The 11,480-nt window shown below is 62.9% G+C and carries 9 protein-coding genes; all 9 read left to right on the top strand.

Annotated features, from left to right (window positions below; translation table 11 throughout):
- Positions 1-138 precede the first annotated feature (138 nt).
- The 9 genes from EEB15_RS33885 (at position 139) to EEB15_RS31295 (ending at position 11,464) form a co-directional block, all read left to right on the top strand.
- On the top strand, positions 139-288 hold the full coding sequence (locus EEB15_RS33885; RefSeq protein ID WP_158290292.1) for a hypothetical protein: 150 nt from the start codon (positions 139-141) through the stop codon (positions 286-288).
- Between the two features lie 287 nt (positions 289-575).
- Entirely contained in the window at positions 576-851 is a 276-nt protein-coding gene (locus EEB15_RS31330; protein ID WP_233259702.1) for a type II toxin-antitoxin system RelE/ParE family toxin, read from the top strand.
- Positions 852-861: 10 nt separating this feature from the next.
- A complete protein-coding gene (locus EEB15_RS31325) occupies positions 862-1,191 on the top strand; it encodes an addiction module antidote protein (RefSeq protein WP_141513914.1) in 330 nt (109 codons plus the stop codon).
- Between the two features lie 133 nt (positions 1,192-1,324).
- Complete coding sequence (locus tag EEB15_RS31320) at positions 1,325-1,945, top strand: hypothetical protein (protein WP_141513913.1); 621 nt, start codon at positions 1,325-1,327, stop codon at positions 1,943-1,945.
- Entirely contained in the window at positions 1,926-2,390 is a 465-nt protein-coding gene (locus EEB15_RS31315; protein ID WP_141513912.1) for a GNAT family N-acetyltransferase, read from the top strand. Before EEB15_RS31320 ends, EEB15_RS31315 begins: the two co-directional genes overlap by 20 nt.
- Positions 2,391-2,468: 78 nt before the next feature.
- Positions 2,469-8,300: an excinuclease ABC subunit UvrA gene (gene uvrA / locus EEB15_RS31310; protein ID WP_141513911.1), complete on the top strand. Its 5,832-nt coding sequence runs from the start codon at positions 2,469-2,471 to the stop codon at positions 8,298-8,300.
- Between the two features lie 62 nt (positions 8,301-8,362).
- On the top strand, positions 8,363-9,508 hold the full coding sequence (locus EEB15_RS31305; protein WP_141513910.1) for a site-specific DNA-methyltransferase: 1,146 nt from the start codon (positions 8,363-8,365) through the stop codon (positions 9,506-9,508).
- Positions 9,505-10,356 carry a NotI family restriction endonuclease gene (locus tag EEB15_RS31300; protein WP_141513909.1) on the top strand — a complete coding sequence of 284 codons (852 nt, stop codon included), beginning with the start codon at positions 9,505-9,507 and terminating at the stop codon, positions 10,354-10,356. The genes EEB15_RS31305 and EEB15_RS31300 overlap by 4 nt, the downstream gene beginning before the upstream one ends.
- 61 nt (positions 10,357-10,417) lie before the next feature.
- Positions 10,418-11,464 carry a histone deacetylase family protein gene (locus tag EEB15_RS31295; RefSeq protein ID WP_141513908.1) on the top strand — a complete coding sequence of 349 codons (1,047 nt, stop codon included), beginning with the start codon at positions 10,418-10,420 and terminating at the stop codon, positions 11,462-11,464.
- Positions 11,465-11,480: the final 16 nt, after the last annotated feature.

Raw genomic sequence — 11,480 nt, 5'->3', positions numbered from 1 at the left:
ATCATGGCCATGGTGATCACTCCTTTGTCCCCTGCCTAATAAAGCAGCAGGGTAGGTTGAACACCCGGGTCAGTTTTGAAGCGGCAGATCCCTCAAAGGTGGGTCAGTTTTCGGCCGGCGCCAACAACCATGGTGAATGTGAGTGTCTGGGATACCTTGGAACACGCCCAAGGCATGGGATCTTTGCCCGAGATGGCCACTCTGGCCAAGGACTTCATCGCCCTTGGCGTGGAGTTCGAACGCCCGATCGTCAACTACCCGTTGTTGTGGCAGTTGCCTCAACCGTGAGCCCGGTCGAAAGTCCAGCAATTGCGCTGGCGCCCGCGCACCTGTCCGAGCATATGCGCCATGTGCAACCTCGCCACGTGGGGGCCGTGTGTGCGGTGGGGCCTAACCTGTCGTTCGACACGGACGCGCAGCGGTACTGCGCCGCAAGGCGCGCTGGTGAGCGTACGCCCTGCGGCGCAATGCCGCTGCGTGCCGGTCAACTCCAACGTTCGACCGCAAGATCGGTGCTTGGTTTGCGCTTGACCTAGCCGTATCCCATGGGATACACTGCGCCTATGCACGTGGTGATGACCGAGGTCTACCGGGATTGGATCGACTCACTCAGAGATCGTCTCGGCCGAGCCAGAATCCAGGTTCGAGTCGATCGCCTGGCGCACGGCAACCCTGGTGACCACCGGATGCTCCCTGACGGCGTGGCGGAGCTGAAGATCGACTTCGGTCCCGGATATCGGGTGTACTACACGGAGCGTGCTGGTGTGCTCATCGTTCTCTTGGCCAGAGGCGACAAGTCGTCGCAGGATCGCGACATCAAGACCGCCCTTGCCTTGGCGAAGGGACTATAGGAGTAGTTGTATGGTCAAAGCAGCATCGAAGTCGAAGAGCGGCGCCACCCATCGGACGAAGACGGTTCCGTATGACGTGTCTGAGCAGCTGCGCACGCCCGAGGAAATGGCGGCCTACCTGGACGCATGGCTTGAGGAAGCTCCCGATGACGCGGCCGGAATTTCTCGCGCGCTGGGAGACATTGCGCGAGCGAAAGGCATGACTCAAGTTGCTCGCGACGCGGGCTTGAGTCGGGAGAGTTTGTACAAGGCGCTCGGGGAGAATGGAAATCCGAGCTTTGCCACGATTTTGAAAGTCGTGCGGGCGCTTGGTGTGAAGTTTCACGCCGAGCCGGTCTGAATTGCAGCGTAGATTCAATCAGCAAGTGCAACGCTGATCATTTCCGATGAAATAGCTTGGCTGGTGTTTTGAATCCCAATCTCTTCCTGGTCTGTTGTTCAAGTCGTCCGCGATCAAGATCGTCGACCCATCAATGACTCGTTCCTGGCTCCTTCGACACCTGACGGGTATCCTGCTCACGGTACCCGCGGCGGTGGCCGCACAAGAGTCATCGACGATTGAGGTCCGCTTCAAGGTCGTCGACTCGGCGGGCGAAGCCATCGCCGGCGCGCCTGTCCGGTTGGTTCTGGCTCAGGGCCAAGGCTGGCAGCGACCCGAGGCAGGCATGAGAACAAAGACGGGCCCTTCGGGCCAGGCGACCTGGACCGTGGACGCCTTGCCCGAACGCGGCCGAAGGAAGCTACCGACGAATTTCTCCACCCAAACGCTTTCCCCGGCAGAGGACACCATCCACCTGGCAGTCGGAGTCGAGCTCACCTATCTCGCTCGCCCTTGGCTTGTCGTCGGCGCTGGTGATCGCTTCAACAACGGCACAACTGCGCAGTTGGACGGACTCAAGATCTACGGCCGCGATCACATGGGCAACTTCTCGCTTCTCGCAGTCCAGAAAGAAGGGGCTTGGTACCTGCCAGGGGTGCCGGGCGCGCTGACGACGCCCGGGTTCATGGTGCAGCGCCTGGCAATCGCGCCCGCCGGGCGGGGCTGGACCATCGAGTTCACAGTGCAGCGCGCGAATGAGCCTGTCGTTCGCTGAGTTCAAGCGGCCCGCCGAATCCGGTGACGCCGAAGAAATCAAGGCTTTGATGGCTCGCGTGCTCGCGGGCGTGATCCACGAAGAGCCGCTCGCGGCCGAGATGGCCCAGAACACTGCCGCCAACGTCGACTGGTGGCTGCAGAACCCGGCGCAATGCGTACACCTCAAGTGCGTGGCCGGAGGCCGCATCGTCGGTGTGGTGCTGGTGAAGAACTTCTGGAACCTGTGCAGCCTGTTCGTCGAGCCGTCCATGCAGGGCCAGGGCATCGGCCGCATGTTGCTGGAATCGGCCATCGCCGCCTGCCACGGGCGCAGCAACAGGGGTGCCGTGTGGCTGAACGCGTCGCCCAACGCGGTCTCGTTCTACCGGCACATGGGCTTCACGCTCCGCGCGTCGGACCGGCCCATGCCGCCTGGTTTCGCGGCCATGGAGTACACGCTTTAGTTGTGGATACCCACATGACAGGAACTGACAGCGGTCGGTCCCTAGAATGTTCGGCCCACTTCAATAAAGACCTTCCGTATGACCCAGGGACTGATCCGCATCCGCGGCGCCAGGCAGCACAACCTCAAGAACCTCGATCTCGACCTGAAGACCGGCGAGCTGACGGTGGTGACCGGGCCGAGCGGCTCCGGTAAATCGAGCCTGGTGTTCGACACGCTGTACGCGGAAGGGCAGCGGCGCTATGTCGAGACCTTCTCGGCCTATGCCCGCCAGTTCCTGGACCGCATGGACAAACCCGCGGTGGACCGCGTGGAAGGCGTGCCGCCCGCCATCGCCATCGACCAGACGAACCCGGTGCGCTCGTCGCGCTCCACCGTGGGGACGATGACGGAGCTGAACGACCACCTGAAGCTGCTGGTCGCGCGCGCCGGCGAGCTGTTCGACAGGAAGACCGCGCTGCGGGTGCGGCACGACAGCCCCGAGACGATCTACGCGGAGTTGATGGCGCGCACTTCAGACGGCGACCCGCGCCTTGTGGTCACTTTTCCGGTCGAACTGCCCGGTGGAACGTCGCCTGAGGAAGTAGAGCAGTGGTTGTCTGCCAGCGGGTTCACCCGCGTGCATTCCGAACGCGAAGTCGCCACGACGACCGGCCCGCGCAAAGTCCTCGATGTGGTGGCCGACCGGTTCCGGCTGCACGCTACCGAAAAGGCCCGCGCGTTGGAGGCGATCGAAGTCGCGTTGAAGCGCGGGGCGGGGCGGATGACCGTCTACAGCCAATTGAGCCAATTGGGGTCAGATTCCAATTTCGAGGCCTGGAAGTTCTCCACCGGCCTGCACTGCCCCGACAGCGACTTGCGCTACAGCGACCCGATCCCGTCGATGTTCTCGTTCAATTCGGCGGTGGGCGCCTGCGAAACCTGCCGCGGCTTCGGGCGCGTGATCGGTGTCGACTACGGTCTCGTCATCCCCAACGACAAGCTCACGTTGCGCGCGGGCGCGATCAAGACGATCCAGACGCCCGCGTGGTCCGAATGCCAGGACGACCTGATGCGCCACGCCGAGACCGCGGGCATCCCGCGCGACACGCCCTGGTACAAGCTCACGCCCGACCAGCAGCAGTGGGTCATCGGCGGCACGCCCAGCTACAAGGACGGCAACTGGAACAAGCAGTGGTACGGCATCAAGCGCTTCTTCGAGTACCTGGAAACCAAGTCGTACAAGATGCACATCCGCGTGCTCTTGTCGAAGTACCGCAGCTACACGCCGTGCCACGTCTGCGGTGGCGCACGCCTGAAGACGGAGAGCTTGTTGTGGCGCATCGGCAATAAGGATGACGCCGACGCGGTGCTGGAGCCGTCCAGGCGCTTCATGCCGGTGGGTGTGGAATGGACGCGCGAGCAGCTGGAGGCATTGCCGGGGCTGTGCCTGCACGATTTGATGTTGATGCCGATCGACAGGCTGCGGAGGTTCTTCGACAGGATTTCTCCCGTCCACGGCAGCCCCCATCCCAACCTTCCCCCAGAGGGGGATGGGGCCAAGTCAGGTGAGCAGCAGGCGCTCAAGCTCCTTTTCGAAGAAATCACCACGCGGCTGAAATATCTCGTCGACGTCGGCATAGGCTATCTCACGCTCGACCGGCAAAGCCGCACGCTGTCCGGCGGCGAGGTGCAGCGCATCAACCTCACCACCGCGCTGGGAACGTCGCTGGTGAATACGCTGTTCGTGCTCGACGAGCCCAGCATCGGCCTGCACCCACGCGACATGAACCGGATCACCGAGGCGATGAAGCGCTTGCGCGACGCCGGCAACACCCTGGTGGTGGTGGAGCATGACCCGGCGGTGATGGTCGCGGCCGACCGCATTCTCGACATGGGTCCCGGTCCCGGCGAGCGCGGCGGGCAAATCGTGTTCGACGGCACAACGGAAGACCTGCGCCACGCCGACACGCTGACCGGCGCTTACCTGGGCGCGCGCAAGCATGTGGGCATGGGCTTCAAGCGCGCCGTGACCGACGCGACGCCGCGCCTCATCCTCGAAGGCGCTCGCGAGCACAACCTGCAAAACCTCAGCGTCGAATTTCCGTTGCAGCGGCTGGTCTGCGTGACGGGCGTCTCCGGCTCCGGCAAGTCCAGCCTGATCCAGGACGTGCTGGCACCTGCATTGACGCGCCACTTCGGCAAAGCCACCGAAACGCCGGGCCTGCATGACCGGTTGCTCGGCGCCGATCACCTGAGCGATGTCGTCTTCGTCGACCAGTCGCCCATCGGCAAGACGGCGCGATCGAACCCGGTGAGTTATGTCGGCGCCTGGGACGCCGTCCGCGAGATCTTCGCGGTCTCGCCGCTGGCCAAGCAGCGCGGCTACACGTCCACCAAGTTCAGTTTCAACAGCGGCGATGGCCGCTGCCCCACCTGCGGCGGCTCCGGCTTCGAGCACGTCGAGATGCAATTCCTCTCCGACGTGTACCTGCGCTGCCCCGACTGCGACGGCAAGCGCTACCGCCCCGAAATCCTGGAAGTCACCATCGAAAGAAAATCGGGGTCAGATTCCAATTCTTTCCGCACGATGAACGTGGCGGACGTGCTGGATCTCACCGTGAGCGAAGCCGCCGCGCTTTTCGTCAACGACCGCGACGTGATCCGCGCGCTGCAGCCCATCGTCGACGTCGGTCTGGAATACGTGAAGCTCGGCCAGCCCGTGCCCACGCTCTCCGGCGGCGAGTCGCAGCGCCTCAAGCTCGCGGGCTTTCTCGCCCAAGCGGCGAAGAGCGCCACGTCGAGCCGCCAGGCCACCGCCACGCGCGGCACGCTGTTCATGTTCGACGAGCCGACGACCGGCCTTCATTTCGACGACATCGCCAAGCTGATGCGCGCGCTGCGCAAGCTGCTTGAAGGCGGCAACTCGCTGATCGTGATCGAGCACAACCTGGACGTGATTCGCGCTGCCGACTGGTTGATCGACCTGGGCCCCGAGGGCGGCGACGCCGGCGGCCTGATCGTCGCGGAGGGCACGCCCGAGGAAGTGAAGCTGCACGCAAGCTCCCACACCGCAAAGGCGCTGCGCGAATACGACAGCACGCTGGGCCTCGGTTCGCACACGCTGGAAGAGCGGGCCGCTACGTATGCTCTCAGCGTGAAGAAGGGCGAGGACATGCGCGCCGCCCGGCCCAACGCCATTCAGATCGTCAACGCCAAGGAGCACAACCTCAAGAGCCTGAGCGTCGACATCCCGCACAACAAGTTCAGCGTGGTGACCGGTGTGTCGGGCTCGGGCAAATCGACGCTGGCGTTCGACATCCTGTTCAACGAAGGGCAGCGCAGGTACCTCGAATCGCTCAACGCCTACGCGCGCAGCATCGTGCAGCCGGCGGGCCGACCCGAGGTCGACGCCGTGTACGGCATCCCGCCCACCGTGGCGATCGAGCAGCGGTTGTCACGGGGCGGGCGCAAGTCCACCGTCGGCACCACCACCGAGGTGTGGCACTTCCTGCGGCTGCTGTACGTCAAGCTCGGCGTGCAGCACTGCATCAACGAGGGTGCGGAAGTGAAGCCGCAGTCGCCCGACAGCATTGCCGCGCAGATCATGAAGCGCTATCGCGGCATGCACATTGGCCTGCTGGCGCCGCTGGTGATCAGCCGCAAGGGCGTCTACACCGAGCTGGCCGACTGGGCGCGGCCGCGCGGTTACACGCACCTTCGCGTGGACGGCAACTTCCTGCCGACCACAGGATTTCCGCGCATCGACCGTTTCAAGGAACACACCATCGAGCTGCCGGTGTGCGACCTGGACATCACGCCCGAAAACGAAAACCTGCTGCGCGAGAAGATCATCGTGGCGCTGGAGCACGGCAAGGGCGTGCTGCACGTGCTCGGGCCGTTGGACGGCCTGAAGGGCGCGATGCTGTCGGGCCTGGCGACGCACCACCACATCGGCAAGTTGGAAGTGTTCTCCGTGCGGCGCGCCTGCCCGGTGTGCAGCACCAGCTACCCGGAACTGGACCCGCGCCTGTTCTCGTACAACAGCAAGCACGGCTGGTGCCCGGAATGCGTGGGCACCGGCGTCAAGCTCACGCGCGAGCAGCGCAAGGCGTTCGACGACACGGTGCAGGACGCCGACAACAAAGGCCGGGAGCAGACCTTTGCCGAGCCCGAAGTGGAAGACGTGGCCGACGAGGCTTGCCCGGCCTGCCACGGTGCGCGGCTCAATCTGCAGGCGCGCAACGTGAAGTTCGACAAGACCGGCATCGCCGAGATCGCGGCATTGTCGGTGGTCGATGTGCGCCGCTGGATCGAGAGTCTGCAGGTCCAGGGCGTGATGAGCGTGCGCGAAGAAGGCATTGCACGCGACTTGATTCCCGAGATCAAGAGCCGCCTGGAATTCCTGGAAGAAGTGGGCCTGGGCTACCTTACGCTGGACCGCGGCGCACCGACGCTCTCCGGCGGGGAAGCCCAGCGCATTCGCCTGGCCGCGCAGCTCGGCTCCAACCTGCAGGGCGTCTGCTACGTGCTGGACGAGCCGACCATCGGCTTGCACGCACGCGACAACCAGATCCTGCTCAACGCCTTGCACAAGCTCGGCGACAAGGGCAACACGCTGGTGGTGGTGGAGCACGACGAAGACACGATTCGACGGGCCGACCACATCATCGACATCGGCCCGTCAGCCGGCAAGCGCGGTGGCCGCGTCGTCGCGCAAGGGTCGGCAGCCGACATCTCGGCGGTCGAGGAATCGGTCACGGGCCGCTACCTGCTCCACGCGATGAAGCATCCGGTGAAGGCGCGGCGCGACGTGAAGAAGGCGAAGTTGCTCCCTCTCCCCTTGGGAGAGAGCAGGGGTGAGGGCACTCCGCGTCTGCACCTGCGCGGCGCCGATCTGCACAACCTGCGCGACATCGATGTCGACATTCCGCTTTACCGGCTGGTCGCTGTCACAGGCGTGTCCGGCTCCGGCAAGTCGACTCTTGCGCGCGACGTACTGTTGCACAACGTGCAGGCCGCCGTGCAGCAGCGCTACACCAAGGCCGGGCGCGATGCGGACGACCGGGGCAAGCACCCCAAGTGGACGGGCTGCAAGGACCTGGACGGCTACCAGGTCGTCGACCGCGTGCTGGAAGTCGACCAGACGCCGATCGGCAAGACGCCGCGCTCCTGCCCCGCGACCTACATCGGTTTCTGGGACACGATCCGCAAGCTCTTCGCCGACACGCTGGAAGCGCGGGCGCGCGGCTACGGGCCGGGCCGCTTCTCGTTCAACACCGGCGAGGGCCGCTGTCCGACCTGCGAAGGCCAGGGCGTGCGCACCATCGCGATGAGCTTCCTGCCGGACGTGAAGGTGCCGTGCGAGTCCTGCCGCGGCGCGCGCTTCAACCCGGAGACGCTGGCCGTCACCTGGCGCGGCAAGAGCATCGGCGACGTGCTGCAGATGGAAGTGGACGAGGCGGTCGACTTCTTCTCGGCCATGCCCAACATCGGCCATCCGCTGCAGTTGCTGAAAGACGTGGGGCTGGGCTACCTCACGCTGGGCCAGCCGTCGCCGACACTGTCGGGCGGAGAAGCGCAGCGCATCAAGCTGGTGACGGAGCTCTCGAAGGTGCGAGACGACATCACGCGGCGCGGCCAGAAGGCGCCCCACACGCTGTATGTGCTGGACGAACCGACGGTGGGTCTGCACATGGCCGACGTGGAGAAGCTGGTGCGCGTGCTGCACCGGCTGGTGGATGGCGGCCACAGCGTGATCGTGATCGAGCATGACCTGGATGTGATCGCCGAAGCCGATTGGGTGATCGACCTGGGGCCGGAGGGTGGGAACGCCGGCGGCAAGGTCGTGGCCGCGGCCACGCCTGAGCAGGTGGTGGCGAAGGGCACGCATACGGGTGTGGCGCTGGCGTCGGTGTTGGCGAGAGCTTAAATGAAATGGCCCGATCCAAATACGTGCCGGAAATCCACCGGACACCCTGTCACAATAATCGAATGAACGCAGATCAACTTGCTGAGTTGCAACACTCGACGCCTGTCGCCGATGGCTTGGAGCGGGCGAGCGGGCGGTTCGGTGGTTCGATCGTAGCGGCGGAGCACAAAGGGGCTTTTGACGAGTACCGACAAAGCGGTTCGACCACGCCTCTCCTTCTGAACGGTGATGCACTGACCGTGCTCAAGGCTCTTCCAACTGACTCAGTTGACTTCGCGATGACTTCGCCACCCTATTGGGGGAAGCGCGAGTACGAGAGCGGCGGCATTGGTCTGGAGCCTGACTATCGCTATTTCGTTAGGGATCTTGCCGAAATCTGTCTGGAGCTGAAGCGAGTCTTGAAATCCACAGGCTCGTTCTGGTTGAACTTAGGCGATACATATCAGGACAAGGGCCTTCTTGGCATCCCATGGCGGATTGCTTTTGAACTCACGGATGTACAGGGTTGGACGCTGCGAAATAGCGTGATCTGGAACAAACTGAAAGGGGGGATGGACAATAGCAAGGATCGTCTTGCGAATGTTCATGAGCACCTTTTTCACTTTGTCAAGAATCAAAAGGGCTATTACTACGACGCCGATGCCATTCGGTCACGGCCGCGGGAGGCTAAGGTGGTCAATGGTGCAATTGTTTCCGCTACCGGTGTAACTGGGGTGCGCTACAAGCGGCAGTTGGAGCTTTCGACGGCGCTGAGTGGCGAAGAGCGTCGTGCCGCTTCTCTTGCACTTGACGCCATGCTCGCCGATGTTGCTGCAGGAAAAGCTTCGGATTTCCGCATGATCATTCGTGGGCAGCAGCGATCCACGCACTCAGATAGCGAGAAGGTCTCGGGCCGCGCAAAGGAACTGAGGGATAAGGGTTTTTACTTTCTGAAATACCATCCAAATGGAAGTAAGCCAGGTGATGTTTGGGACATAGTTCCAGAAGACACGCAAGCCAGGGAGTCTCATTTTGCGGCGTATCCGATTGACCTATGCCGCATTCCAATACTGGCCACGTGCCCACCAGGAGGAATCGCGCTTGATCCGTTCTGTGGGACCGGCACTACACTGGTTGCCGCGCGAAACCTTGGTCATCAATCCGTCGGCATTGATATCTCGCGTCAATACCTTGAAATCACCCAAAAGCGGTGCCATTCACTCCTATGAGCAAAGTTCTTGAGCTCTTCGGAAAATCAACGGCGAAACAGCAAGCAGACTGGAAGCAGTTGGTTGCCAGCCAGCAATGCATATATCTCAAGAAGAAGTGCTACAAGGTAAGAAAGTCTGATCCCGGAACATCGATCGGCACCTGTACGGTTGCGTATGGGGCCAAGGCGGAACCCATCGTGATCTGCCCGACTCGGTTGACGGAGGGAGGTCAAATCTTCACCGACTGTCTCCATCTCCTGACGACGCACGAGCCCGGGAATGAGCTTCACGTCGTTTCTGAAGTTGCCATCCCGGGAGGAAGCGTCGACTTCTTTCTCGTTTCCGCAAGAGACGGCAAAGTGAAAGACTTTGTCGGAGTGGAACTCCAAACTCTGGACACAACAGGAACTGTTTGGCCGGAAAGACAGCGATTTCTCAAGGAGGTCGGGGTTCCACGGCGCGACAAGGCGGAGAACGCAAGCACTACCTTCGGCATGAACTGGAAGATGACGGCAAAGACGATTCTTGTGCAAATGCACCACAAGGCGCAGACGTTTGAACACATTAACAAGAAGCTGGTCTTGGTCATTCAGGATCATCTCCTGTCTTACATGACCGGGCAGTTCAAGTTCGATCATCTCCGGAAGCCAGCTGCGATTGGGGATTCAGTTCATCTGCATGCCTACGGGATGGCGAAGGCGGCATCAAACAATTTCAGATTGAGTCTTGCCTCTCGCTTGAGCACTGACGCGGAGGGGATGGCGATCTGCCTGGGCTTGCAGGCAGAGGCAAGGGTAGAACTGTCACTTATTCTTGCTGCGCTCGAAACCAAGATATCGAAGGCGACGCGCTTTCGTCCAGTCTAGCGAAGAAGGGCTGCATCCTTCATTGACCTAGCGACATCGTCTCATTCGAGCGTTGCGTTCCATGATCACCTTCTTCAACGACCAGCACGCGCTTCATCACGGCAAGATGGAGATGTTCCGCGGCGAACTCGTGCCGTGCTTCGAAATCCCGGCGCGGCTCGACCATGTGCTGAACGAAGTCAAGGCGCGCAAGCTGGGCGTGATCGAGACCCCGCCGTCGTCCGGCGACGAGGCCATCACGCGAGTGCATTCGCAGCGCTACGTCGACTTTCTCACCGGCGCGTGGGACGAGTGGGTGGCGCTGGATCCGTCGAACGCGCAGCGCGACGCGATCCCGTCGTACTGGCCGATCCGCACCTTCCGCTCGGACGTGTTGCCGGCGAGTTTTCCGGCGCGTATGGGATTGTTCTCTTACGACGCGGGCAGCCCATTGACCTCGGGCACGTGGACGGCGGCGCGCGCCGGGGCGCATTGCGCCTTGGGCGCGGCGAGCGCGATCACCCAGGGGCAACGAGCCTCGTTTGCGCTCACCCGCCCGCCCGGCCATCACGCGGGCGCCGACTTCTTCGGTGGCTACTGCTTCCTCAACAACGCCGCCATTGCCGCGCAGGCCCTGCGCGATGCGGGCATGGAACGGGTCGCCATCCTCGACATCGATTTCCATCACGGCAACGGCACGCAGGCGATCTTCTACGACCGGGCCGACGTGTTCTTCGCCAGCGTCCATGGCGATCCGCACACCGAATATCCGTACTACCTGGGTTACGCCGACGAGCGTGGTGAAGGCGCGGGACTGGGGTTCAACCTCAACCTGCCGTTGCCGCGGGGCGCGAGCTTTGCGTTGTGGCGCGAGGCGCTGGCGAAAGCACTGCAAGCCATCGCCGCCTTCAAGGCGCAGGCGCTGGTCGTGTCACTGGGTGTCGACACGTTCGCCGGCGATCCGGTCGCGGGGTTCGGCTTGCAGAGCCCGGATTACTTTCGCGTAGGGGAGGACCTGGCGGCGGCCGGCCTGCCAACCGCCTTCGTGTTCGAAGGCGGCTACGCAGTCGCGGAGATCGGTGTGAATGCGGTCAACGTGCTGGAAGGATTCCAGCAGCGGGCGGGCTGACGAGGCATGGATCCCG

This window comes from Ramlibacter sp. WS9, assembly GCF_003797765.1.
In the GTDB taxonomy this organism is placed as follows: Bacteria; Pseudomonadota; Gammaproteobacteria; order Burkholderiales; family Burkholderiaceae_C; genus Ramlibacter.
This window is presented reverse-complemented; position numbering and strand designations above follow the sequence as displayed.

Excerpts from the sequence above, each read along its gene's own strand:
- EEB15_RS31305 (WP_141513910.1), top strand. The coding sequence starts at position 8,363 with ATGAACGCAGATCAACTTGCTGAGTTGCAACACTCGACGCCTGTCGCC.
- EEB15_RS31325 (WP_141513914.1), top strand. The coding sequence starts at position 862 with ATGGTCAAAGCAGCATCGAAGTCGAAGAGCGGCGCCACCCATCGGACG.
- EEB15_RS31315 (WP_141513912.1), top strand. The coding sequence starts at position 1,926 with ATGAGCCTGTCGTTCGCTGAGTTCAAGCGGCCCGCCGAATCCGGTGAC.
- EEB15_RS31330 (WP_233259702.1), top strand. The coding sequence starts at position 576 with ATGACCGAGGTCTACCGGGATTGGATCGACTCACTCAGAGATCGTCTC.
- EEB15_RS31320 (WP_141513913.1), top strand. The coding sequence starts at position 1,325 with ATGACTCGTTCCTGGCTCCTTCGACACCTGACGGGTATCCTGCTCACG.
- uvrA (WP_141513911.1), top strand. The coding sequence starts at position 2,469 with ATGACCCAGGGACTGATCCGCATCCGCGGCGCCAGGCAGCACAACCTC.
- EEB15_RS31295 (WP_141513908.1), top strand. The coding sequence starts at position 10,418 with ATGATCACCTTCTTCAACGACCAGCACGCGCTTCATCACGGCAAGATG.
- EEB15_RS31300 (WP_141513909.1), top strand. The coding sequence starts at position 9,505 with ATGAGCAAAGTTCTTGAGCTCTTCGGAAAATCAACGGCGAAACAGCAA.